22 protein-coding genes are annotated in these 24,275 nt (G+C 73.4%); 13 read left to right on the plus strand and 9 right to left on the minus strand.

All coding sequences use genetic code 11. From position 1 onward, the window contains the following. Positions 1–2: 2 nt before the first annotated feature. Positions 3–701, plus strand: coding sequence for an NUDIX hydrolase (locus ABD981_RS21940; RefSeq protein ID WP_046910192.1), 699 nt, complete (start codon positions 3–5; stop codon positions 699–701). A 47-nt stretch (positions 702–748) separates the two neighbouring features. Then, on the plus strand, positions 749–1,948 hold the full coding sequence (locus tag ABD981_RS21945; protein ID WP_046910191.1) for a MarP family serine protease: 1,200 nt from the start codon (positions 749–751) through the stop codon (positions 1,946–1,948). An 89-nt stretch (positions 1,949–2,037) separates the two neighbouring features. Here the strand turns inward: ABD981_RS21945 and ABD981_RS21950 are convergent, their stop codons facing one another. From ABD981_RS21950 to ABD981_RS21975, 6 genes are all read right to left on the minus strand, one after another. Beyond that, positions 2,038–2,226, minus strand: a complete 189-nt coding sequence (locus tag ABD981_RS21950; protein WP_123954896.1) for a hypothetical protein — start codon at positions 2,224–2,226, stop codon at positions 2,038–2,040. Positions 2,227–2,325: 99 nt separating this feature from the next. Beyond that, positions 2,326–3,294: an alpha/beta fold hydrolase gene (locus ABD981_RS21955; RefSeq protein WP_046910190.1), complete on the minus strand. Its 969-nt coding sequence runs from the start codon at positions 3,292–3,294 to the stop codon at positions 2,326–2,328. Then, positions 3,291–3,755 (minus strand): phage holin family protein, encoded by a 465-nt coding sequence (locus ABD981_RS21960; RefSeq protein WP_046910189.1) that lies wholly within the window; start codon positions 3,753–3,755, stop codon positions 3,291–3,293. Before ABD981_RS21960 ends, ABD981_RS21955 begins: the two co-directional genes overlap by 4 nt. A 38-nt stretch (positions 3,756–3,793) precedes the next feature. Further along, positions 3,794–5,203: a Na+/H+ antiporter NhaA gene (nhaA, locus tag ABD981_RS21965; protein WP_046910188.1), complete on the minus strand. Its 1,410-nt coding sequence runs from the start codon at positions 5,201–5,203 to the stop codon at positions 3,794–3,796. Positions 5,204–5,491: 288 nt separating this feature from the next. After that, complete coding sequence (gene acs / locus ABD981_RS21970) at positions 5,492–7,459, minus strand: acetate--CoA ligase (protein ID WP_205628255.1); 1,968 nt, start codon at positions 7,457–7,459, stop codon at positions 5,492–5,494. A gap of 183 nt (positions 7,460–7,642) precedes the next feature. Then, positions 7,643–10,087, minus strand: coding sequence for a SulP family inorganic anion transporter (locus tag ABD981_RS21975; RefSeq protein ID WP_046910186.1), 2,445 nt, complete (start codon positions 10,085–10,087; stop codon positions 7,643–7,645). Positions 10,088–10,380: 293 nt separating this feature from the next. Between ABD981_RS21975 and ABD981_RS21980 the strand changes: the two genes are divergently transcribed. Further along, positions 10,381–11,685 carry a polysaccharide deacetylase family protein gene (locus ABD981_RS21980; RefSeq protein ID WP_046910185.1) on the plus strand — a complete coding sequence of 435 codons (1,305 nt, stop codon included), beginning with the start codon at positions 10,381–10,383 and terminating at the stop codon, positions 11,683–11,685. A 153-nt stretch (positions 11,686–11,838) separates the two neighbouring features. On the opposite strand, the gene ABD981_RS21985 is transcribed toward ABD981_RS21980, so the two are convergent. Beyond that, entirely contained in the window at positions 11,839–12,825 is a 987-nt protein-coding gene (locus tag ABD981_RS21985) for an ATP-binding protein (protein ID WP_046910225.1), read from the minus strand. A gap of 102 nt (positions 12,826–12,927) precedes the next feature. On the opposite strand from ABD981_RS21985, the gene ABD981_RS21990 reads away from it, so the two are divergent. After that, positions 12,928–13,746 (plus strand): Fic family protein, encoded by an 819-nt coding sequence (locus ABD981_RS21990; protein WP_046910184.1) that lies wholly within the window; start codon positions 12,928–12,930, stop codon positions 13,744–13,746. A 320-nt stretch (positions 13,747–14,066) separates the two neighbouring features. On the opposite strand, the gene ABD981_RS21995 is transcribed toward ABD981_RS21990, so the two are convergent. Then, positions 14,067–14,957 (minus strand): HAD family hydrolase, encoded by an 891-nt coding sequence (locus ABD981_RS21995; protein WP_046910183.1) that lies wholly within the window; start codon positions 14,955–14,957, stop codon positions 14,067–14,069. A 682-nt stretch (positions 14,958–15,639) separates the two neighbouring features. On the opposite strand from ABD981_RS21995, the gene ssd reads away from it, so the two are divergent. The 7 genes from ssd to ABD981_RS22030 all read left to right on the plus strand — a co-directional run bounded on the left by ssd (position 15,640) and on the right by ABD981_RS22030 (position 20,795). After that, positions 15,640–16,674, plus strand: coding sequence for a septum site-determining protein Ssd (gene ssd / locus ABD981_RS22000; protein ID WP_382748340.1), 1,035 nt, complete (start codon positions 15,640–15,642; stop codon positions 16,672–16,674). Then, complete coding sequence (locus tag ABD981_RS22005; RefSeq protein ID WP_046910182.1) at positions 16,671–17,852, plus strand: TadA family conjugal transfer-associated ATPase; 1,182 nt, start codon at positions 16,671–16,673, stop codon at positions 17,850–17,852. Before ssd ends, ABD981_RS22005 begins: the two co-directional genes overlap by 4 nt. A 5-nt stretch (positions 17,853–17,857) precedes the next feature. Then, on the plus strand, positions 17,858–18,739 hold the full coding sequence (locus ABD981_RS22010; RefSeq protein ID WP_240495377.1) for a type II secretion system F family protein: 882 nt from the start codon (positions 17,858–17,860) through the stop codon (positions 18,737–18,739). Further along, positions 18,736–19,491, plus strand: coding sequence for a type II secretion system F family protein (locus ABD981_RS22015; RefSeq protein ID WP_046910181.1), 756 nt, complete (start codon positions 18,736–18,738; stop codon positions 19,489–19,491). The genes ABD981_RS22010 and ABD981_RS22015 overlap by 4 nt, the downstream gene beginning before the upstream one ends. Before the next feature lie 86 nt (positions 19,492–19,577). Next, the gene (locus tag ABD981_RS22020; RefSeq protein WP_123954903.1) at positions 19,578–19,853 is read left to right on the plus strand and encodes a DUF4244 domain-containing protein; all 276 of its coding nucleotides are present in this window, start codon (positions 19,578–19,580) and stop codon (positions 19,851–19,853) included. Then, positions 19,840–20,196, plus strand: a complete 357-nt coding sequence (locus ABD981_RS22025; protein ID WP_123954894.1) for a TadE family type IV pilus minor pilin — start codon at positions 19,840–19,842, stop codon at positions 20,194–20,196. The genes ABD981_RS22020 and ABD981_RS22025 overlap by 14 nt, the downstream gene beginning before the upstream one ends. Positions 20,197–20,258: 62 nt before the next feature. Beyond that, positions 20,259–20,795 carry an Rv3654c family TadE-like protein gene (locus ABD981_RS22030; protein ID WP_425586503.1) on the plus strand — a complete coding sequence of 179 codons (537 nt, stop codon included), beginning with the start codon at positions 20,259–20,261 and terminating at the stop codon, positions 20,793–20,795. Positions 20,796–20,840: 45 nt separating this feature from the next. On the opposite strand, the gene ABD981_RS22035 is transcribed toward ABD981_RS22030, so the two are convergent. Further along, entirely contained in the window at positions 20,841–23,321 is a 2,481-nt protein-coding gene (locus ABD981_RS22035) for a DEAD/DEAH box helicase (protein ID WP_123954892.1), read from the minus strand. Between the two features lie 79 nt (positions 23,322–23,400). Between ABD981_RS22035 and bldG the strand changes: the two genes are divergently transcribed. Together bldG and ABD981_RS22045 are read left to right on the plus strand one after the other, a co-directional pair. Further along, positions 23,401–23,754 carry an anti-sigma factor antagonist BldG gene (bldG, locus tag ABD981_RS22040; protein WP_046910178.1) on the plus strand — a complete coding sequence of 118 codons (354 nt, stop codon included), beginning with the start codon at positions 23,401–23,403 and terminating at the stop codon, positions 23,752–23,754. A gap of 54 nt (positions 23,755–23,808) precedes the next feature. After that, positions 23,809–24,267, plus strand: coding sequence for an ATP-binding protein (locus ABD981_RS22045; RefSeq protein WP_046910177.1), 459 nt, complete (start codon positions 23,809–23,811; stop codon positions 24,265–24,267). Positions 24,268–24,275 lie beyond the last annotated feature (8 nt).

A 24,275-nucleotide genomic window follows, 5' to 3' on the forward strand; every position in this document is an offset into this window, starting at 1 on the left:
CTATGACGCGCACTGGTGAAGAGATCCACGGAACGGGCGGGCTGATCAGCGGTGCCGGCCTGCCGGACTGGCTGGCACCCGTCGAGAGGGCCGCGCGAACGGTCGCGCCCGAGCAGCTCAGCCGCTTCCTGCCGCCCGCGAACGGGGCGGGCCGGCAGTCCGCCGTGCTCATCCTCTTCGGCGAGGGCGAGCGCGGCCCCGAGCTGCTGCTCATGGAGCGCGCCGGCACCCTCCGCTCGCACGCCGGGCAGCCCTCCTTCCCGGGCGGCGCCCTCGACCCCGAGGACGGCGACCCGGCCGACGGCGGCCTGCTGCGGGCCGCGCTGAGGGAGGCGCGGGAGGAGACCGGCCTCGACCCCTCCGGCGTCCAGCTCTTCGGCGTGCTGCCCCGGCTCTACATCCCGGTGAGCGGCTTCGTGGTCACCCCCGTGCTCGGCTGGTGGCGGGCCCCCACCCCGGTCGGGGTCGTCGACCCCGCCGAGACCGCCCGGGTCTTCACCGTCCCCGTGGCGGATCTCACGGACCCCGCGAACCGCGCGACCTCGCTCCACCCGAGCGGTCACACGGGCCCCGCGTTCCTCGTCGAATCGGCCCTGGTCTGGGGTTTCACCGCCGGCGTGATCGACCGGATCCTGCACTACTCGGGCTGGGAGCGCCCCTGGGACCGGTCGAAGCAGGTCCCGCTCGACTGGCGCTCATGACAGGCTGACCCCGGTCGACCGAAGACGAATCTGCGAGGCTATTGACGGTGAACGTGCTGGACATCATCTTGCTGCTCGCCGCCGTGTGGTTCGCGATCATCGGTTACCGCCAGGGATTCGTGGTCGGCATCCTGTCGGTCGTCGGGTTCCTCGGCGGCGGTCTCGTCGCCGTGCTGCTGCTCCCGGTCATCTGGAACGCCCTGACCGACCACAGCCAGGTCACCACGACGGCGACCGTGATCTTCGTGATCGTGGTCATCGTCTGCGCCTCGGTCGGCCAGGCCTTCACCACCCACCTCGGCAACAAGCTCCGCCGGCACATCACCTGGTCGCCCGCGCGCGCCCTGGACGCCACCGGCGGCGCCCTGGTCAACGTGGTGGCGATGCTCCTCGTGGCCTGGCTGCTCGGCTCCGCGCTCGCGCGCACCGCGATGCCTACGGTGGGCAAGGAGGTACGCAACTCCCGGGTACTGCTCGGGGTCGAGCAGTTGATGCCCGATCAGGCGTCCACCTGGTTCACCAACTTCACCTCGACGCTCGCGCAGAACGGCTTCCCCCAGGTCTTCAGCCCGTTCGCGAACGAGCCCATCACCGAGGTCCGGCCGCCCGACCCGGCGCTCGCCGGCAGCCCGGTCGCCGACCGCGCGCAGCGCTCCATCGTCAAGGTCGTCGGCACCGCGCCGAGCTGCGGAAAGGTCCTCGAAGGCACCGGCTTCGTCTTCGCCGACCGCCGGGTCATGACCAACGCCCACGTCGTCGGCGGGGTCGACGAGCCGACCGTGCAGATAGGCGGCGAGGGCAAGCTCTACGACGCCAAGGTCGTGCTCTACGACTGGAAGCGCGACATCGCCGTGCTCGACGTGCCGGACCTCGACGCCAAGCCGCTCCGCTTCACCGACGAGGACGCCCACAGCGGCGACAGCGCCATCGTGGCCGGCTTCCCGGAGAACGGCGCCTACGACGTCCGCTCCGCCCGCGTCCGCGGCCGGATCAGCGCCAAGGGCCCCGACATCTACCACCGCGGCGAGGTGCGCAGGGACGTGTACTCGCTGTACGCGACGGTCCGTCAGGGCAACTCCGGCGGCCCGCTGCTCACCCCGGAGGGCGAGGTGTACGGCGTGATCTTCGCCCGCTCCCTCGACGACGCCGACACCGGCTACGCGCTGACGGTCGACGAGATCAAGGGCGACATCGCCCAGGGCCGCGCCGCCAACCAGCAGGTCGACACCCAGGGGTGCGCCCTGTAAGGCCGGTCCGCCGGAACAGGGGTGACGGCGGGCCCGGGGGCCCGCCGTGCGCGTGAGGATGACCGCCCCGCGTACGAGGGCGCCCCGTCCTACGTACGGGGATGGCGCAGCCGGGCCGAGACCCAGCGGGCCCTGCGTCGCAGGATGCGCGAGATGCCCACGTCCCGCGCGGGGTGCGCGTGGCCGTGCTCTCGTGTGCCGCCCCCTTGCGGGGCCTCCGGGCCGCCGATCGAGCGGCGGTCGCGTGCGGTGTCACCGTAGTCGTGCGTCCAGCCCATACCGGGACGTCTGCCCGGGGCCCAAGGTCGGTAACCGCCCGGGGGGCCGCCAATTGGCGTATGCGCGGGGCACATGGCAGTTCGATGAACTCCTGCGCGTCAGCGGTCCGGTTCGGGGTCCTTCAGCCAGTTGACGAGCTCCGTGGAGAACGCCGCCGGGTCCTCCTCGTGGGGGAAGTGCCCGAGGCCGTCGAAGAGCCGCCAGCGGTACGGCGCCTCCACATACTGCCCGGAACCGGCCGCGCTACGCGTCCGCATCACCGGGTCGAGCGAGCCGTGCAGGTGCAGCGTGGGCACCCGCACCGGCCGCTTCATGCGCCGGTTGAACTGCACCCCGTCGGGCCGGGCCAGGGAGCGCACCATCCAGCGGTACGGCTCGATCGAGCAGTGCGCCGTGGACGGGATGCGCATCGCTCGCCGGTAGACCTCGATCGCCTCGTCGTCCGCGGCCGACCGGGGGTTCGGCCCGGACCAGTCCTCGATCAGCCGGCCCACCAGCGCCGCGTCGTCCGCGACGAGCTGACGCTCCGGCAGCCACGGGCGCTGGAAGCCCCACACGTGGGAACCGGCACGGGACTGCGCGAAGTCCGAGAGCATCGCCGAGCGCCAGCGCCGCGGGTGGGGCATCGAGGACACCACCAGGCGGCGCACCAGCTTCGGCCGCATCACGGCCGCCGTCCAGGCGAGGTAGCCGCCCAGGTCGTGGCCGACGAGCGCCGCGTCGGGCTCGCCGAGCGAGCGGATCACGCCGGTGATGTCGAGGGCCAGGTTGGCCGGGTCGTAACCCCGCGGCGTGCGGTCGCTGCCGCCCACGCCCCGCAGGTCCATCGCCACGGCCCGGAAACCGGCCTCGGCGAGCACGGGCAGCTGGTGGCGCCAGGTCCACCAGAACTGCGGGAAGCCGTGCAGCAGCAGGACCAGCGGGCCGTCGCCCATCTCCGCGATGTGGAAGCGGGCACCGTTGGCCGCCACGTCGCGGTGGGTCCACGGTCCCTCGATCCGCACCGGACCTCCGGTGCCGGGCCCGCTTCCGGTGCCGCTGCCGTTGCTGCTCTCAGGGACGGTCATGCAGACGAGCGTGCCACAACAGCGGCCTTGTCCTGCGCCGCGGCGTCGGCCGGGCGGGGGTGCGGCTTGACGTTCTGCATGATCGCGGCGGTCTGCTTGGCCGAGGCGATGGACTTCTCCGGCGGCTTCACCTTGCGGAACTTGGCGTAGGCCACGAGCCCGAGCAGCACCGCGAGCAGCACGTTCGCCGCGAAGGAGAGCAGGAAGCAGACCGAGATGTGCCAGTGGCTCCAGGCCTGGATGCCGTAGGCGAGCGCGAAGCTCAGCAGCGGCAGCGAGAAGAGCAGCACCACGACGGCCACCAGACCGGCCGCGCTGCCCATCGCCCCGCGCTTGACGTCCTGCTTGATCTCCGCCTTCGCCAGGGCGATCTCGTCGTGCACCAGCGCGGACATCTCGGCGGTCGCCGAGGCGACCAGCTGACCGAGGCTGCGCTCGGCTCCGTCGAACGGGTCGCTCATCGCTGCTCCCTCTTCTCCTGTAACGGTCCGACCTCAGATCATGCCGGACGGTCGGCCTCGTCGCGCGATGCCCCCGCCAGTTGGGCGCGCTGTCGGTGTTCCGCGGCCTTCTTCTCGTAGATCTCCGCCATCCGCAGATGGAACTCGGGGTTGTGCTCCTCGTACACGTCAGGGATGCCGTCGTGGTCCTCGTCGCGCTCCTCGTCCGCGATGAGCGCCTGGTACTTGCGGACCCGCAGCTTCAGCAGCACGGAGGCGAGCACGGCGGCGATCAGGGAGCCGACCAGGACCGAGGCCTTCACCTCCTCCATCAGCGCGGGGTCGTCGATGAAGGCCAGTTCGCCGATGAGCAGCGAGACGGTGAAGCCGATGCCGGCGAGCGAGGCGACGGCGAAGACGTCCGGCCAGGCCAGGTCGGGGTTGAGCGAGGCCCTGGTGAAGCGGGCGGCGAGCCAGGTGCCGCCGAAGATGCCGACGGCCTTGCCGACGACGAGGCCGAGCACGACGCCGAGGGTGACGGGCTGGGTGAAGACGTCGCCGAGGGCGCCGCCGGAGACCGTGACGCCGGCGGAGAACAGGGCGAACAGCGGCACGGCCAGACCGGCGGAGATCGGCCGGACCAGGTGCTCGATGTGCTCGCCGGGGGAGTGCTCCTCGCCCTCCCGGGTGGTGCAGCGCAGCATCAGGCCCATGGCGACGCCGGCGATGGTGGCGTGGACGCCGCTGTTGTACATCAGGCCCCAGATGACCAGGGCGAGCGGGACGTAGACGTACCAGCCGCGCACGCCCTTGCGCAGCAGCAGCCAGAAGACGACGAGGCCGGCGAAGGCGCCGCCGAGGGCGGCGAAGTTCAGGTCGCCGGTGAAGAAGACCGCGATGATCAGGATGGCGAACAGGTCGTCGACGACGGCGAGGGTGAGCAGGAAGGCGCGCAGGGCCGAGGGCAGCGAGGTGCCGATCACGGCGAGGACGGCGAGCGCGAAGGCGATGTCCGTGGCGGTGGGCACCGCCCAGCCGTCGAGGCTGCCGTCCCCGGCCACGTTGACCAGCGTGTAGACCAGGGCGGGCACGGCCATGCCGCAGACTGCGGCGATCACCGGGAGCGCGGCGGCCTTGGGGTCGCGCAGCTCGCCCGCGACGAGCTCGCGCTTGAGCTCGATGCCCGCGACGAAGAAGAAGATCGCGAGCAGGCCGTCGGCCGCCCAGTGCTGGATCGACAGGTCGAGGCCGAGGGCGGCCGGGCCTATGTGGAAGTCCCGGATGGCCGCGTAGCTGTCCTTCAGGGGCGTGTTGGCCCAGATGAGCGCGGCGATGGCGGCGAGCAGCAGGAGCACGCCGCCGACGGTCTCGGTGCGCAGCGCGTCGGCGATGTAGCGGCGCTCGGGGAGCGACAGCCGGCCGAGGAACCTGCGGTCGGTGGGGGTGGGGGTGGGCGCGGGCGCGGGCACGGTGAGAACCTCCGGTCGGTGGGCAGGGCGAAGCACATGCCGACCAGACTTCCCGGCGCACCTAGGTGTTCTTGTCGCGTCACTGACGCGGTCCTTACTTTACCTAACGACGCGCGGTGGTGTCCGGCGATCTTCACTTTAGGTGCATAACAGGACGCGGGCACGTGAGCGGAGCGACCTGTGGACAACCGTCTCCCCCGTGCTCCCGGCGGCTCCCCAGCCTGTGGACAACGCGAAGGCGCCCGCCCCGCGGTGCGCGGGGCGGGCGCCTTCGGCCTGTGCCGGGGCTCAGTCCTCGCTGGAGGCGGCCGGCAGCTTGGTCTGGATGAGGTCCATGACCGAGGAGTCCGTCAGGGTGGTGACGTCGCCCAGCTCGCGGTTCTCGGCGACGTCCCGCAGCAGGCGGCGCATGATCTTGCCGGAGCGGGTCTTGGGCAGCTCGGCCACCGGCAGGACGCGCTTGGGCTTGGCGATCGGGCCGAGGGTCTTGCCGACGTGGTTGCGCAGCTCGGCGACGAGGGCCTCGTCCTCGCTGGCCGTGCCGCGCAGGATCACGAAGGCGACGATGGCCTGGCCGGTGGTCTCGTCGGCGGCGCCGACCACGGCGGCCTCGGCGACGGCCGGGTGGGAGACCAGCGCGGACTCGACCTCGGTGGTGGAGATGTTGTGGCCGGAGACGAGCATGACGTCGTCGACCCGGCCGAGCAGCCAGATGTCGCCGTCCTCGTCCTTCTTCGCGCCGTCGCCGGCGAAGTACTTGCCCTCGAAGCGGGACCAGTAGGTGTCGATGAACCGCTGGTCGTCGCCCCAGATGGTGCGGAGCATCGACGGCCACGGCTCGGTGAGGACCAGGTAGCCGCCGCCCCCGTTCGGGACCTCGTTCGCCTCGTCGTCGACGACGGTGGCGGAGATGCCGGGCAGCGCGCGCTGGGCCGAGCCGGGCTTGGTCTCCGTGACGCCGGGCAGCGGAGCGATCATCATCGCGCCGGTCTCGGTCTGCCACCAGGTGTCCACGATCGGGCAGTTGTCGGCACCGATCTGCTTGCGGTACCACATCCACGCCTCGGGGTTGATCGGCTCGCCGACGGAGCCGAGGACGCGCAGCGAGGACAGGTCGAACTTGGCGGGGATCTCGTCGCCCCACTTCATGAACATCCGGATCGCGGTCGGCGCCGTGTAGAAGATGCTGACCTTGTACTTCTGGATGATCTCCCAGAAGCGCCCCTGGTGCGGGGTGTCCGGGGTGCCCTCGTACATGACCTGGGTGGCACCGTTGGCCAGCGGGCCGTACACGATGTACGAGTGGCCGGTGACCCAGCCGATGTCGGCCGTGCACCAGTAGACGTCGGTCTCCGGCTTGAGGTCGAAGACGGCGTGGTGGGTGTACGCGGCCTGGGTGAGGTAGCCGCCGGAGGTGTGCAGGATGCCCTTCGGCTTCCCGGTGGTGCCGGAGGTGTAGAGGATGAAGAGCGGGTGCTCCGCCTCGAAGGCCTCCGGGGTGTGCTCGGCGGACTGGCGGGCGACGATGTCGTCCCACCAGACGTCGCGGCCCTCGGTGAAGGCGGTCTCCTGGCCGGTGCGGCGGACCACCAGGACGTGCTCGACCTGCGGACAGCGGGCGACGGCCTCGTCGATCGCCGGCTTGAGCGCGGAGGGCTTGCCGCGGCGGTAGCCGCCGTCGGCGGTGACGACCAGCTTGGCGTCGGCGTCCTGGATGCGGGAGGCGACGGCGTCGGCCGAGAAGCCGCCGAAGACGACCGAGTGGGCGGCGCCGATGCGGGCGCAGGCCAGCATGGTGATGGCCGCCTCGGGGATCATCGGCAGGTAGACGGCGACCCGGTCGCCCTTGCCGACGCCCAGCTCGGTCAGCGCGTTGGCCGCCTTGGAGACCTCGTCCTTGAGCTCGGCGTAGGTGATCGACCGGCTGTCGCCGGGCTCGCCCTCGAAGTGGATGGCGACGCGGTCGCCGTTGCCGGCCTCGACGTGGCGGTCCACGCAGTTGTACGCGACGTTGAGCTCGCCGTCGGCGAACCACTTGGCGAACGGCGGGTTCGACCAGTCGAGGGTCTCGGTCGGCTCGGTGGCCCAGGAGAGCCGCTTGGCCTGCTCGGCCCAGAAGCCCAGCCTGTCCGCCTTGGCCTGCTCGTAGGCCTCCGCCGTCACGTTGGCGTCCGCGGCCAGCGCGGCCGGCGGCGCGAAGCGGCGCTCTTCCTTGAGCAGATTGGCCAAGGATTCGTTGCTCACGACATCTCCCATTTCCCAGGGCGTCCCTATGTGCCTGTGTGTCCCGTGTCATAGCTCATCAGGCGGATGCCCGGGTGACAAGAGCCTCTGGGCAATTGGTTTAGACCTGTGAGGCGACATGCGGAAGCGGCCCCCGCTCCCCGAGCGGAGGGGAGCGGGGGCCACACACTTTCACGCGCGAACGGAACGAATGGTTCAGGACGCGCGGGCGACGCCGCCGACCGCCAGCGGGACGGCCTGCGAACCCGCCCCCGGGGGGACCTGGTTGAACACGTCGTCGTAGCTGTGCACCTCGTCGGTGCCGGCCAGCAGATACGCCTGGGCCTCGCCCACGTGGAAGTACATCCCGTGCAGCGTCAGCGTGCCGTCGGCGAGCCGCCGGGCCACCGGCTCGTACGCCCGCAGGTGCTCCAGCTGCTGCACCACGTTGGTCAGGCAGAGCTGCTCGACCGCGTCGGCCGGCAGCCGGCCCGCGATCCTCGCCCAGGCGTGCCGGCGGCTCGCCATCCGCTCCAGACTCGGCCGGCCGTGCCTCAGCCAGCGGCGCAACGGGCTCGGCGGGTCGTCGGGGCGGCTGCCGAGCAGCGCCTGCATCGCTCCGCAGCCGGAGTGGCCGCAGACCGTGATCGACTCGACCCGCAGCACGTCCACCGCGTACTCGATCGCGGCCGCCACGGAGTCGTCTCCGCTCTCCTCGCCCGGCAGCGGCACCAGGTTGCCCACGTTGCGCACGGTGAACAGGTCGCCCGGGCCGCTGGACGTGATCATGCTCGTGACCAGCCGGGAGTCGGCGCAGGTCAGGAAGAGCTGGGAGGGACGCTGCCCCTCCCGGGCCAGCCGGGCCAGCTCGTCGCGGACCAGCGGGGCCGTGTTCCGCTGGAACGCGCCGATGCCGCTGGCCAGCCGCTGCCCGGTGGTCCCGGCGGTGTCGTCGGCCGGGGGCTGCTCGCCGCACTGGTGGTTGCGCCAGGGCGTCCAGGGGCGGCAGCAGGAGTGGCCGCCCACCGCGTGCGCGCCCGAGCGGGCGGAGGGGCTTCCGGCCCCCGTCTCGGCTCCGGCGTCCGCGCCATGCCGTCCGGCCTGGGCGGGCTCGGCGATCCGGCCGCCGCCGGGGCCGGTCGTCTCCACCGTGCCGCCGTGGGCGACATGGCCGGACTGCCAGTCGTGCAGCGCCTCGAACGCCGCGTGGTCCATGAACGAGCCGTCCAGCTCCACCACCGCGTCGGTGCCCGGCGGGATCTGGTGCAGGGCCCGGCTCAGCCGGGGCACGGCGAGGAAGGTCAACTGGCCCCGGATGCGGACCACCTGTCGCCCGTCCCGCTCCTCGTGGGTGATCCGGGTCCGGGCCAGCCGGTGCATGGCGACGGCGACCGCCACCGCGATCCCGAGGGCCACGCCCTCCAGGATGCCGATGAACACCACCCCGGCCAACGTCACCACGTACACCAGGACTTCACGGTGACGGGTGACCGAGCGGATGTGGGTGATGCTGACCATCTGGACGCCGACGACCATCACCAGGGCGGCCAGCGCGGGCAGCGGGATGAGGTCCAGGACGGGGACGAGCAGCAGGGCGGCGAGCACGATCCACAGGCCGTGCAGCATCGAGGAGTGGCGGCTGACCGCGCCCGCCGACACGTTCGCCACGCTGCGCACCGCGACGCCGGCGACCGGCAGGCCGCCGAGCGCCCCCGAGACCATGTTCGCGGCGCCCTGGCCCGCGAGCTCGCGGTCGAGCCGGGAGCGCGGGGCCGTGGTGCCGGTGTCGAAGGCGCGCTTCGCCGCCAGCTTGTCCACGGCGACCGCGGACAGCAGCGACTGCACGCTGGTGACCAGCGTGATCGTGAGCACGCCGGCCGCGATCCCGAGGACCGGGCCCTCCGGCAGGCCGGGCAGGGCGTGGCTGCTCCAGGAGGGCAGGTCGACCCGGGGCACGCCGAGCCCGGCGAACGAGGCGACGGCCGTGGCGGCGGCCACCGCGGCGAGCGCGGCGGGCGCCTTGCGCAGGATCCGTCCCGTACGGCCGGGCAGCCGCGGCCAGAGCAGCAGCAGCGCGACGGTGAGGCCGCTGACGACGAGCGCGGCGGCGGACGCGTGCGCGAGCTGGGCGGGCAGGCCGAGGGCGTTGTCCACGGCGGAGCTGTGGGGGGTGCCGCCGAGCACGATGTGCAGCTGCGCGAGGGCGATGGTGACGCCGATGCCCGCGAGCATCCCGTGCACGATGGCGGGCGAGACGGCGAGCGCGGACCGGGCCACCCGCAGGGCGGAGAGGCCGAGTTGGGCGAGTCCGGCGAGGACCGTGATGGCGCAGGTGGTGCGCCAGCCGTAGCGCTGGATCAGCTCGGCGGTGACCACGGTCAGGCCGGCGGCGGGGCCGCTGACCTGGAGCGGCGAGCCACCGAGGCGGCCGGCGACGATGCCGCCGACGGCGGCGGCCACCAGGCCGGCCTGGAGCGGGGCGCCGGTGGCGAGGGCGATGCCCAGGGAGAGCGGCAGGGCGATCAGGAAGACGGCGATCGAGGCGGAGAAGTCGGCGCCCGCGATGCGGAAGCGGCGGGGCGGCCCGTCCGGCGGGCCGTGCGGCCGCTGGACGCGGGGCCGGGTCGTGGTGGTCGTGCGGGCAGGGGGGCAGAGGGTCATGTTCCCGTCTCCTCCGGGGCAGCGTGGTCGCGGCTCGTGCGGGGTGCAGCGGCGGGACACCGAGAGACGCCGTACGGCACGACGGACGTGACGCTCCGGATGACTCTCGGTAAATGAATGGTAATGGGGAGTAAAGACTCCGGCATTATTTTCGGGGCAAATAGGGCAATGAATCACCGGATCCGGTGACAGAACGCATCCATGCCGCTTGTCGTTGACGCTCCTCGGTCGCTCTGGTGCGACGTTGACGCCGCTTGTACGGAAATCCGAGGATCCGAGGAGAGGTGGGGCGGATGTCAGCCGCCGGGAGAAGGAACCCTGTCCGTGCGTCCAGGAGGACGCTCGCCGTCGGCGCCCTCGCCGTCGCCCTGACCGCAGGCCTGGCCGGCTGCTCGGGCTCCGGCGACACGGCCCAGCAGGGCGCGCGGGGCGGTGCGGGCGCCAAGAAGGCGCCGGCCGCGGCCCCGCAGAGCGCGACGCGGCTGATCGGCGACGGCTCGACCGCCTTCACCGGGAACCAGCCGGACCAGCCGGTCTGGGAACGCCTGAAGCCGGGTCAGCAGCCACCGCAGTTCGTGGTGTTCTCCTGGGACGGCGCCGGCGAGGACAGCCAGAAGCTCTTCTCCCACTTCCGCAAGGTGGGCAAGCGCTACGGCGCGAAGATGACGTACTTCCTCAGCGGCGTCTACCTCCTGCCGGAGTCCAAGCGCGAGATGTACGACCCGCCGCAGCACTCCCCGGGCCGCTCCGACATCGGCTTCAACGACGTCGAGGGCATCCGCGACACCGTGCGCGAGCTGCGCGGGGCCTGGGAGGAGGGCAACGAGGTCGGCACGCACTTCAACGGGCACTTCTGCGGCAAGGACGGGGGCGTCGGCACCTGGTCGGTCGAGGAGTGGAAGAGCGAGATCAACCAGGCCAAGTCCTTCGTCAAGAACTGGAAGACGAACGCCGGACTGAAGGGCGAGAAGCCGCTCCCCTTCGACTACGACAAGGAGCTCGTCGGCGCCCGCACCCCCTGCCTGGAGGGCCGCAAGAACTTCGTGCAGGCCGCGGCGCAGATGGGCTTCCGCTACGACACCAGCGGCGTCAACGACCAGATCTGGCCCAAGAAGGACCTGGGCCTCTGGGACCTGTCGATGCAGCTCGTCCCCGTCCCGGGCCGCGCCTTCCAGACGCTCTCGATGGACTACAACTTCCTGGTGAACCAGTCCGGTACGACGCAGGGCGACCCGTCCCAGCACGAGTACTGGGGCAACCAGATGCGTGACGGCCTGGTGCAGGCCTTCGAGCGCTCGTACCGGGGCAACCGCGCGCCGCTGATCATCGGCAACCACTTCGAGTCCTGGAACGGCGGCACGTACATGCGCGCCATCGAGGACACCATCGCCACGGTCTGCGTGCAGAAGGACGTCAAGTGCGTCTCCTTCCGCCAGCTCGCCGACTGGCTCGACGCCCAGGACCCGGACGTCGTCGCCAAGCTCCGCACCCTGAAGGTGGGCGAGGCCCCGCAGGCCGGCTGGAAGGCCTTCCTGACCCCCCAGCCGGCCGCCCCCGCGGGCGCCCCGGCCGCGGTCAAGCCGGCTGCACGGCACTGAACCCTTCGGACAGTACGAACCCGGGGTCGACCTGCGCCGCCAGGTCGGCCCCGGTCCCCTCTTCTCCTGCTCCCCTCGCACCGCTCGGCGCCGGGGCGCCTCCCGGGCTTCGGGGCGCTGCGCCGGACTCCGTCCGCCGGTGGGGGCGGCGAGTCAGCTCGGCTGCGGTACGGCCAGGCGCTCGTCCAGTACGAACCCGGGGTCGACCTGCGCCGCCAGGTCGGCCCCGGTCTTCGCGTTGCCCCAGCTCTCCGCGTTCTTCAGGTGGAAGTGGACCATCTGGCGCGTGTAGCGCTCCCAGTCGCGGTGGGCGTACGAGTCGTCCGCCGCGTTCTGCAGGGCCTGCAGGGCCATGCGGTTGGCGGCTTCCAGGAGTTCGAAGCGGGGCGGGCGGCCCTTCTCCATGGAGCGGACCCAGTCGGAGTGGCCGACCGTCACCAGCAGGTCGTCGCCGACCTCGGCGCGCAGGAACTCCACGTCGTCCGCGCCCTGCACCTTGTTGCCGACCACGCGCAGCGCGACGCCGAAGTCCCGCGCGTACTCCTTGTACTGGCGGTAGACGGAGACGCCCTTGCGGGTCGGTTCGGCGACCAGGAAGGTCATGTCGAAGCGGGTGAACAGGCCCGAGGCGAAGGAGTCCGAGCCCGCGGTCATGTCGACCACCACGTACTCGTCGGCCCCGTCCACCAGGTGGTTCAGGCACAGCTCCACGGCGCCGACCTTCGAGTGGTAACACGCCACGCCGAGGTCCGACTCGGTGAACGGACCGGTCGCCATCAGCCGGATCCCGCCGTCGTCGAGCGGTACGGAACGGGCGCAGGCCTCGTAGACGGGGTTCTCCTCGCGGACCCGGAGCAGCCGCGAGCCCTCCCCGGGCGGAGTCGTCTTGATCATCGTGTCGGAGGAGGTGATCCGCGGGTTGGAACCCCGCAGGTACTCCTTGATCAGCGGCAGGTGCGCGCCCATCGCGGGCAGCGCGGCGGCCTCGTCGTCGGAGAGGCCGAGCGCCGCCCCGAGGTGCTGGTTGATGTCGGCGTCCACCGCGACGACCGGGGCCCCGGCGGCGGCGAGGTGTCGGATGAAGAGCGAGGACAGCGTGGTCTTGCCGCTGCCGCCCTTCCCCACGAAAGCGATCTTCATGTTCACCTAGGGTAGTGGTTCCCTCGCACCACGTGGTCGAAGTGCGTGAAGAAGACCACTCCAAGGTGGGGCGACGGTCCGGGGCGCGTAGCCTCCCTACTTATGAGTACGCACGCCTCTGACCCCCTGGCCGCCCTCGGCTCCCTGCCGGGCGTCGCCGACTCGGTGGACTCCGTACGCAAGGCCGTCGACCGGGTCTACGGCCACCGTGTGATGCGCCGCCGCAGCAACGAGATCACCTCCGAGGCGGCCCTGCGCGGGGCGCGCGGCTCGGCCGCCCTGTCGGGCGCCGACTGGGCCCTGGAGGAGGTCCGCCGGCGCACCGACTTCAGCGGCGACGAGGAGGCCCGCACGATCGGAGCCGCCCTGCGGCTCGGCGCGGAGTGCGGCCAGCTCCTGTCCATCTGGCGGCAGTCCCCGCTGCGGGTGCTCGCCCGGCTGCACCTGGTCGCCGAGGGCGACCCGCGCGACACGACGGGCCGGCCGCGCCAGGCGGGCGAGCCGGTCGACGAGCCGCTGATCGAGGCACCGCTGCCGGACCCGGCCGAGGTCTCGGGGCGGCTCGACGGCCTCGCCGACCTGATCATCGCGGGCGGCAGCGCCCCGGCCCTGGTGACCGCCGCCGTGGTGCACGGCGAGCTGCTCGCCCTGCGCCCCTTCACCTCGCGCAACGGCCTGATCGCGCGCGCCGCCGAGCGGATCGTGCTGATCGGCAGCGGACTGGACCCGAAGGCGATCTGCCCGGCCGAGGTCGGCCACGCCGAGCTGGGGCGGGCGGCGTACGTCGCCGCCTTCGAGGGGTACCTCTCGGGCACCCCGGAGGGCGTGGGCGCCTGGATCACGCACTGCGGGCGCGCGGTGGAGCTGGGGGTGCGGGAGTCGACGGCCGTCTGCGAGGCGCTGCAGCGCGGCGCGGCCTGACGGTCCGAAGGCCCGGTCCGGGCCCGGACATGGGTTGCGGCGGTACCAAGGAGCGGTACCGCCGCTGGCACGTCTACCCAGTTACCAAGCGTCCTCGATATGTGCCCATCAGGCGGGGAACTTTGCCCGTCGCCTGGTGCGGCTGGCCCTTAATCGAAGGGTCGACGTCGCGTGGGTGCCAGGTTTCTGTGCTTAGGTCCGTGGGGCCGTGATGCTCAACAGGTGATCCTCTCGGATGTCCTAGGTCTCGCGGGCCTGCTTCCTTTCTACTCCTGTCCGGGAGGAAGCGAAAGTCCTGACTCCGCTTCTTTGCTTTCGTCTCAAATCCGGGCAAAGCGATCGGCAAGTGCGGTGGCCTTGGCTGCCTGGGCCGCCTGCGCGAGCGCGGCCTGCTTGCGGCGGCTGGCGTACCAGACGAGCCCCGCGGTGGCGGCCGCCGCTCCCACGGCCGCCGCGGCGACCAGAGCCGGGCGGGGCGGCATGCGGAACTCGGGCAGTCGCTGCTTGAGCCGGACGGGCTTGTCGAAGACGAGCACCGGCCAGTCCCGGGCCGTCGCCTCGCGCCGCAGGGTCCGGTCGGGGTTCACGGCGTACGGGTGGCCCACCGACTCCAGCATCGGCAGGTCGGTCGCCGAGTCGCTGTACGCGTAACAGCGGGAGAGGTCGTAGCCCTCCGACTCCGCGAGCTCCCGGACCGCCTCGGCCTTGGTCGGGCCGTACGCGTAGTACTCCACCTCGCCGGTGAAGCAGCCGTCCTCCCCGACCACCATCCGGGTGGCGACGACCCGGTCGGCGCCCAGCATCTCTCCGATCGGCTCGACCACCTCCGCACCCGAGGTCGAGACGATCACGACGTCCCGGCCGGCGGCGTGGTGGCCCTCGATGAGCGAGGCGGCCTCGTCGTAGATGATCGGGTCGATCAGGTCGTGCAGGGTCTCGGCGACGAGCTCCTTGACCTGTGCGACGTTCCAGCCTTTGCAGAGCGCGGAAAGGTATTCGCGCATCCGCTCCATCTGGTCGTGATCGGCTCCGCCCACCAGGAACACGAACTGGATGTAGGCCGTCCGCAGCGCGGCACGGCGGCTGATCAGTCCGCCCCGGTAGAAGGACTTGCTGAAGGTCAGCGTCGAGGACTTCGCAATGACCGTCTTGTCCAGGTCAAAGAAGGCGGCTGCGCGCGGCATCGAGTGGTTTTCCACGAGCCCGAGCATAGGTGCCCGCCATTCGGCGTACGCTGGGGCGCGTGGGTTTGCCTGAGAAGGCTCTCGGGTACACCATGGAAGTCACGGATCGTTCGCGACCGTGCTAACCCGGACCGGCTCCTCCCCCCCCGAGTCGGCCGGAGAGACGACCCCCGCTCTCCCCCCCGGCGGGGGTCGTCGCATGTCCGGACGCGTTTTCGTCCGATGTTCCACCACTTTCGCGCCTCCCTTCGACCCGTGCCCCGGCGAGGGCCGGGCGGGCATGTGCACCCTCATTTCGCTACTCAGCGTAGTCGGCGTGCTGCTCTCCGGGCAGTCCCGGTTTGGGTGGCGAAGTTATTCACAACCCCCGGGTTATCCACAGTTTTCGAGCAAGATCCACACGATTTCCGAGTCGGCGTCACGGTGATTCCGGCCGCGAACTTCGCGGACCGCAGGATTCACGTGAGGGGTGTGTGCCGTGGAGGGATCGAAGGCTTCCGGAACGCCGGCGGGTGCCGGACCGGGATCGGGCTCGGGATCCGACCTGGGATCGGGCTCGGGAACGGGTCTGGGATCGGGCTCGGGAACGGGTCTGGGAACGGGCTCGGGAACGGGTGGGGAGAAAGGCCGGGGCGGGAGCGCGGGCGGCGGTGCGCGGCCGGGGCGGGGAGCCGGGGACGGAGGGGCCCGGCCGCCGCGGCCGCTGATCGTGACCGAGGACCTCGCGCTCCTCGACGACCTGCTGCGGCTGTGCGCCGCGGCCGGTGCCGACGCCGAGGTGCACCACACCGTGCCCGAGCGCGGCGGCTGGACCGACCCGCCGCTCGTCCTCGTCGGCGACGACGCCGCGGCCCGCTGCCGCGGCGCCACCCGCAGGCCGGGCGTGCTGCTCGTCGGCCGCGACCCCGACGACCCGGGCGTGTGGCGGCGCGCCGTCGAGCTCGGCGCGGACGACGTGCTGATCCTCCCCGGCGACGAGACCCGGCTGGTCGACCGGATCGCCGACGCGGCCGAGGGGGTCGGCAGGCAGGCGCTGACCGTCGGCGTCATCGGGGGACGCGGGGGTGCGGGGGCCTCGACCCTCGCCTGCGCCCTCGCGCTCGCCGCCGCGAGGGCCGGGCGGCGCACCCTGCTCGTCGACGGCGACCCGCTCGGCGGCGGACTCGACGTGCTGCTCGGTGGGGAGCGGGCCGAAGGGCGGCGCTGGCCCGACTTCGCCGCCTCGAAGGGCCGGGTGGCCGGCGGAGCCCTGGAGGAGTCGCTGCCCTCGGTGCGGGGGCTCAGGGTGCTCAGCTGGGACCGCGGCGACTCGGTGAGCGTGCCGCCCGCGGCCATGCGCTCGGTGCTCGCCGCGGCCCGTCGGCGTGGCGGGGTGGTCGTGGTCGATCTGCCCCGCCGGGTCGACGGCGCGGTCGCCGAGGCCCTCGCCCAGCTCGACCTCGGACTGCTGCTGGTCCCCGGCGAGTTGCGGGCGGTCGCCGCCGCGCACCGGGTGGCCTCGACGGTCGGGATGGTGCTGCGGGACCTGCGCGCGGTGGTCCGCGGGCCGTATGCGCCCGGGCTCGACGAGCGGTGGATCGCCGACGCCCTGCGGCTCCCCCTCGCGGGTGAACTCCCCTACGACCCCGGGCTCTCGGCGGCACGGGACGGCGATCCGCCGCCGGGTGCCGACGCCCGTGGCGGGCTCGCCCGCTTCTGCACCGCGTTCTGGGAGCGGGTCCTCGTGCCGGAGCGTGCGGCATGAGCGGGGCGGGGCTGCTCGAAGCGGTGCGGCAGCGGCTCGCCGAGAGCGGTGCGGAGCCGACCCCGGCACGGGTCGCCGCCGCGCTGCGGGCGCAGGGGAGGCTGCTCGGGGATTCCGAAGTGCTCGGCGCGGCGGAGGAGTTGCGGAGCGAGCTGGTCGGCACGGGCCCGCTGGAGCCGCTGCTCGCCGACCCGCGCGTCACAGACGTGCTGGTCTCGGCGCCCGACCGGGTCTGGGTGGACCGGGGCGCGGGCCTCGAACCGACCCGGGTGACGTTCCCGGACGCCGCGGCGGTACGGCGCCTCGCGCAGCGGCTCGCGGCCGTGGCAGGGCGCCGGCTCGACGACGCCAGGCCCTGGGTGGACGCGCGCCTGCCGGACGGCACCCGGATGCACGCCGTCCTGCCGCCTGTCGCGGTCGGTTCGACCTGTCTCTCGCTGCGGGTGGTGCGGCCGAGGGCCTTCTCCGTGGCGGAGCTGGCCGAGGCCGGCACCGTCCCGCCGGGCGGCGCGCCGCTGCTGCGGGCGCTGGTCGAGGCCCGGGTCTCCTTCCTCGTCAGCGGGGGCACGGGATCGGGCAAGACGACCCTGCTGTCCACGCTGCTCGGTCTGGTGGGTGAGCGGGAGCGGATCGTCATCGCCGAGGACTCGGCCGAACTGCGCCCCGACCACCCGCACGTGGTGCGCCTGGAGGCCCGCCCGCCCAATCAGGAGGGAGCCGGTTCGGTGACCCTGCGGGACCTGGTGCGGCAGGCGCTGCGGATGCGGCCGGACCGGCTGGTGGTCGGCGAGGTCAGGGGCCCCGAGGCGGTCGACCTGCTGGCCGCCCTCAACACGGGTCACGAGGGCGGCTGCGGCACCGTCCACGCCAACACCGCCGCCGACGTCCCGGCCCGACTGGAGGCCCTCGGCACGGCCGCGGGGCTCGACCGGGCCGCCCTGCACAGCCAGTTGGGCGCCGGACTCTCCGCGGTGCTGCACCTGGTGCGGGACCGGTCGGGGCGGCGGCGCATCGCCGAGGTGCACGTCCTCGCGCGGGACCGGGAGGGGCTGGTGGTGACGGTGCCCGCGCTGTCCTGGGCGGTGGACGGGTTCCGGCGGGAGCGGGGCTGGGAGCGGCTGGCGTCGCTGATCGGAAGAGCCGTGACGACGCCGACGGGCGAGGAGGCAGCGCGATGACGGCGATGACGGCGATGACGCCGATGACGGTGATCACGGGTGGTGCCGCGGCGCAGGGGGCGGCGGTGCTGTGCGCGGGAGGCGCGCTCTGGTGGACGGCCGAGCGGGAGCGGGCGCTCCGCCGGGCTCGGGCGGTCCTGGCGGTGCCCGGCGGAGGTGCTGCGGCCTGGCCGGCGGCCTTCGGGCGGTGGCGGGAGGCGGCCCGGGGGCGGCCCGAGTGGCTGTGCCTGCCCCTGGCGGCCCTGCTCGGGCTGCTCGGGGGCTCGCTCCTGCCGCTGCTCGTGGGGGCGGTGGCGGTGCCGCTGGTGGGACGACGGCTGCGGGCGGCCGGGGCCCGGCGGGAGCGGGGGGCGCGCGGCGACGGGGTGGTGGCCCTGTGCGGGGCGGTCGCGGGCGAGCTGAGAGCAGGGTGGCAGCCCGCGCAGGCCCTCGCGTTCGCCGCCCGCACGACGGGGGCGCTGGGCGGGCAGGAGGCGGCGGTCGTGGCGGCGGCCCGGTTCGGCGGGGACGTGCCGGAGGCGCTGCGGCGGGCGGCGCGGCGGGACGGCGCCGACGGGCTCGCGGGGATGGCGGCCTGCTGGCAGGTGGCGGTGGACGGTGGCGCGGGCCTGGCCGCGGGGCTCGACCGCCTGGAGGCGTCCCTGCGGGCCCACCGGGACCAGCGGGAGCGGCTGCGGGCCCAGTTGGCCGGGGCCTGGGCGACGGTCGTGGTCCTCGCGGTGCTGCCGGTCGCCGGACTGGGGCTGGGGGCCGCGCTCGGCGCGCGACCGCTGCGGGTGCTGCTGCACACCCCGGCCGGGCTCGGCTGTCTGGTCGTCGGCGGGGCTCTGGAAGCCCTGGGCCTGTGGTGGGCGGCCCGGATCGTGCGCCGAGGGGAGGAGGCATGACGGTGGTGCTCGTGGTGCTCTGCGCCGTGGCGTGGGCGGCGGGCACGGCGGCCGACCGGCGCCGCGAGCGGCGGCTGCGCCTCCGCGTCGCGGCCCTGCTCGCGGCGGGGCAGGAGCCCGAGCCGGCGCGGCGGCGGCGCCCTTCGCTCCCGCCTCGGTTGCGGGCCTGGGCGGTGCCCTGCGCTGCGGGGCTCGGCGCGTACGCGCTGATCGGCGGGGTGGCGGGCCTGGTGGCCGGGCTCGGCACCGCCTGGGCGCTGCGCCGCATGCGGGCCCGGCGCCCCTCGGGCGCCTCGCCGGAGGACGCCGAGACCGTTCGTCAGCTCCCGCTGGCCGCCGATCTGTTGGCGGCCTGCGCCTCGGCCGGTGCCGGACCGGGGGAGTCGGCGGAGGCGGTGGGCCGGTCGTTGGGCGGACCCGTCGGCGAGCGCCTGATCCGTACGGCGGCCGAGCTGAGGCTGGGCGGCGAACCGGCTGAGGTGTGGCGGAGGTTCGGCGCGATACCGGGTGCGGAGGGGCTGGCCCGATGCCTGGAGCGGGCCGCCTCCTCCGGGGCGCCTGCGGCCGAGGCCGTGGCCCGGCACGCCGAGGGCCTGCGGGCGGCCCGGGCCCGCGAGGCGTCCGCCCGGGCGCAGCGGGCGCAGGTGCTGATCACCGCACCGGTGGGGCTCTGCTTCCTGCCCGCGTTCCTGGCGGTGGGGGTCGCCCCGGTGGTCATCGGCCTGGCGACCGGGCTGCTCGGCGGCGGGTGAGCGGGACGGCGGAGGCGGGCGGCTCGGAGGCGATGAACGGGATGGGCGGAACGAAAACGATGAACGGGTCGAAAGGGATGAACGCGATGAACGGGACGAAGGAGTCGTGGGTGATGCGGATGGCGACGAGGCGGGCGGTGGACCTGGTGAAGGTCGGCACGTTCAGGACGGTTCTGCACGGCTGGTGGCGGGTCCGCCGGGCGGCGACGCGGCAGGACGCGGGCATGAGCACCACGGAGTACGCGATGGGCACGATCGCCGCGGCGGCGTTCGCGGCCGTGCTCTACAAGGTGCTCACCAGCGGGGCGGTCGCCAAGGCCCTGGAGTCGGTGATCGGGAGGGCACTCGATGCGCCGTTCTGACCGGGGTTCGGTGACCGCGGAGACCGCGGTCGCGCTGCCCGCCCTGGTGCTGTTCACCGCGGCCCTGCTGTGGGCCCTGGGAGCGGCCGGGGCGCAGATCCGGTGCGTGGACGCGGCCCGGGCCGGTGCGCGGGCGGTGGCCCGTTCGGAGCCGGTCGCGGCTGCGGAGGCGGCGGCGCGGGCCGCCGCCCCGGACGGCGCCAGGGTCACCGTGGCACGGTCGGGCGAGCTGTGGCGGGTGACGGTGGAGGCGTCCGCGCCCGGGCCCGGCGGCCTCGGGCTGACCCTGCGGGCGGGGGCGGCTGCGCTCGCCGAGGACACGGTGGGGGCGGTGGTGCCGTGAGGAGCGACGACCGGGGAGCGGCGACCGTGTGGACGGCGTTCGCGGCCTGCGCCCTGTGCGTGGTGTTCGGGGCCGTACTCGCGCTGGGGCAGGCGGTGGCCGCCAGGCACCGGGCCGGCGGGGCGGCCGACCTCGCGGCGCTCGCCGCGGCCGACCGGGCGCTGTGGGGCGAGGCGGACGCCTGCGCGATCGCGGTGCGGGTGGCGGCCGCCCAGGGGGCCGCGGTGGTCCGCTGCCGGGTCGGCGAGGACATCGCGGACGTCACCGCCCGGGTGACGTCCGGGCCGTGGACACCCGAGGTCAGGTCCCGCGCCGGCCCACCCGGCCCGACGGGCCTCCCGGCGGCCCTCCCGGGTCTTACGGGACCGGAGGTCCCACCTCCAGGTCCGGAGCCGGAGCTCGACCCTCCGGGGCCGGGGGTCCATCCCCCGGTCCGGTCCGGGGATCCGTCCCCGGTCCGGGGATCCATCCCCCCGGTCCGGTCCGGGGATCCGTCCCCGGTCCGGGGATCCATCCCCCCGGTCCGGTCCGGGGATCCGTCCCCGGTCCGGGGATCCATCTCCCCGGTCCGGTCCGGTGATCCGTCCCCGATCCGGTGATCCATCCCCCTGGTCCGGTCCGGGGACCCGCCCCTGGCCCGGGGATCAGTCCCCCTGGTCCTGGGACCCCTCCTCCGGCTCCGGAGCACCGCGCAGCAGTTCCGTGAGCAGGCGGACCGCGCCTCGTTTGTGGAGGGGGTCGTTGCCGTTGCCGCACTTGGGGGACTGGATGCAGGAGGGGCAGCCGGACTCGCACTCGCAGGAGGCGATGGCCTCGCGGGTGGCGGACAGCCAGGCGCGGGCGGTGTGGAAGGCGCGTTCGGCGAAGCCGGCGCCGCCGGGGTGGCCGTCGTAGACGAAGACGGTCGGGAGCAGCGTGTCGGGGTGGAGCGGGACGGAGACCCCGCCGATGTCCCAGCGGTCGCAGGTGGCGAAGAGCGGCAGCATGCCGATGGAGGCGTGTTCGGCGGCGTGCAGGGCGCCGCCGAGGATCTCCGGGTTGATCCGGGCGGCGTCGAGCTGGTCCTCGGTGACCGTCCACCACACGGCCCGGGTGCGCAGGGTGCGGGGCGGCAGGTCCAGCTTGCTCTCGCCGAGCACCTCGCCGGTGATCAGGCGGCGGCGGAGGAAGGAGACGACCTGGTTGGTGACCTCGACGGAGCCGTAGCAGAGGCGGCCGGCGCCCCAGGGGATCTCGGTGTCGGTGGACAGGACGGAGAGGGAGGTGGTGTCGCGGGCGGTGGTCGAGTAGGGCGGGTTCGCCTCCTCGACGAGGGCCACGGAGTCCTTGAGGTCGAGCTCGCGGACCAGATAGGTGCGGCCCTGGTGGAGGTGGACGGCGCCCTCGTGGACGGAGGCGTGGGAGGCGGCCTCGTCGACCGTGCCGAGCAGCCGGCCGGTGCCGGACTCGACGATGCGGACGGGGCTGCCGCCGCCGCCCCGGATGTCGGTGAGGTCGGCGGCCCGCTCCCGGCGGGTCCAGTACCAGCCGGTGGAACGGCGGCGCAGCAGGCCGGCCGACTCCAGCTGGGGCAGCAGGTCGGGCACGGCGGGGCCGAAGAGCGGGAGGTCGGCCTCGGTCAGGGGGAGCTCCGCGGCGGCGGCGCACAGATGGGGGGCGAGGACGTAGGGGTTGTCGGGGTCCAGGACCGTCGACTCCACCGGGCGGCGGAAGATCGCCTCGGGGTGGTGGACCAGGTAGGTGTCCAGCGGGTCGTCGCGGGCGACCAGGATCGCGAGGGCGCCCTCGCCCGAGCGGCCGGCGCGGCCCGCCTGCTGCCACAGGGAGGCGCGGGTGCCGGGGTAGCCGGCGATGACGACGGCGTCGAGGCCCGAGACGTCCACGCCCAGCTCCAGGGCGGTCGTGGCGGCCAGGCCGAGGAGCTCGCCCGAGTGGAGGGCGTGCTCCAGGGCGCGGCGCTCCTCGGGCAGGTAGCCGCCCCGGTAGGCGGCGACCCGGCGGGCGAGGGAGCGGTCGACCTCGGCGAGGCGCTCCTGGGCGATCACCGAGATCAGTTCGGCGCCGCGCCGGGAGCGGACGAAGGCGACCGAGCGCACGCCCTGGACCGTGAGGTCGGTGAGCAGGTCGGCGGTCTCGGCGGTGGCGGTGCGCCGGACCGGGGCGCCCTGCTCGCCGTGGAGCTCGGTGAGCGGCGGCTCCCACAGGGCGAAGACCAGTTCGCCGCGCGGGGAGGCGTCGTCGGAGACCTGGGTGACGGGCAGGCCGGTGAGGCGGCCGGCGGCGCGGGCGGGGTCGGCGGAGGTGGCCGAGGCGAGGAGGAAGACGGGGTCGGCGCCGTACCGGGCGCAGACGCGGCGGAGACGGCGCAGCACCTGGGCGACGTGCGAGCCGAAGACGCCCCGGTAGGTGTGGCACTCGTCGATGACGACGTAGCGCAGGGAGCGCAGGAAGGAGGACCACCTGGGGTGGGACGGGAGGATGCCCCGGTGCAGCATGTCGGGGTTGGTGAGGACGTAGTTCGCGTACTGGCGGACCCACTCGCGTTCCTCGACCGGGGTGTCGCCGTCGTAGACGGCGGCCCGGACGCGGTTGCCGAGCGGGGCGGCGAGTTCCCTTACGGCGCGGCGCTGGTCGGCGGCGAGCGCCTTGGTGGGCGCCAGGTACAGGGCGGTGGCGCCGCGCCCGTTGGCGGCCTCGGAGCCGTCCAGGAGGGTGGACAGGACGGGGGTGAGGTAGGCGAGCGACTTGCCCGAGGCGGTTCCTGTGGCGATCACCACGGAAGTGCCGTCCAGGGCGTGCTCGGCGGCTTCGGCCTGATGGGCCCAGGGGTGCTCGATCCCGGCGGCCTGGATGGCGTTGATCACTTCCGCGCGGATGCGGTGAGGCCAGACGGCATGACGGCCCTCTCGGGCGGGCAGATGCTCCGTATGGGTGATGCGCGCGGCCCGGCTCTCGCCTGTGGAGAGCCGGTCCAGGATCTGACCGGGAGAGGGGCGGTTGCCCGTCTCCCCGGCGGGTCGGCGGGGGCGGTGATTCTTGGCCATCGGCATCGAGTGTGTCACCGGCGTGACGGACAATGCTTCCAAGGCGTCGTGCATGGCAGTCGGTAAGTGATTGAATGCCATCGCGGCCGGCGTTCCGTCCCGTGACTCCGCACGGGAGTTCCGAGGGACGGCCGCTCGATAGCTAGGTGCTGGAGGACCCGTGGACCTGTCTCTGTCGACTCGCACTGTGCCCGGCCCGTCTGGCGACCGCACGGTCGTCGAGGTCGGTGGCGAGATTGATGTGTATACCGCGCCTAAGCTGCGCGAGCAGTTGGTCGAGTTGGTGAACGACGGCAGCTACCACCTGGTTGTCGACATGGAAGGCGTGGACTTCCTCGACTCGACCGGCCTCGGCGTGCTGGTGGGCGGTCTGAAGCGCGTACGTGCGCACGAGGGATCGCTGCGTCTGGTGTGCAACCAGGAGCGCATCCTGAAGATCTTCCGGATCACCGGACTCACCAAGGTGTTCCCGATTCACACCTCGGTCGAAGAGGCCGTCAACGCGGCCGACTGAGGCCGAGGAGACGTCTTCGCCCCGTGCAGCCGTCCAGAATCCCAGGGGAATCGCATGGCCACCGTTGAACTCCTCTTCAGTGCCCAGCCCGAGCACGTCCGCACGGCCCGTCTCGTGGCCGCCGCGGTCGCACGCCGGGCAGGTGTGGACGAGGCGGTCCTCGACGAGGTCAGACTCGCCGTCGGCGAGGCGTGTTCCCGTGCGGTCGGGCTGCACCGCAGCAACGGTGTCACCACCCCCGTCCGGGTCGTGCTGACCGAGGAGGAGAAGACCTTCTCCATCGAGGTCGGCGACGAGGTGCCCGGCGCGGGCGTGGCGGCCGCGGACGCCGCCGGTGTGCCCGGTGCGCGGGACTCGGCCCCGGCCGAGGAGTTCGACGACGCCGACGGCGAGGACGAGATGGGCCTCGCGGTGATCCGCGGGCTCGTCGACGACGTGGAGGTGAGCGCCGGCGAGGACGGCGGCACCATCCGCATGAGCTGGCCGGCCAACCCGGACGCCGCTTTCGCCTGATCAGGCCG

This window comes from Streptomyces showdoensis, assembly GCF_039535475.1.
Lineage (GTDB): Bacteria > Actinomycetota > Actinomycetes > Streptomycetales > Streptomycetaceae > Streptomyces > Streptomyces showdoensis.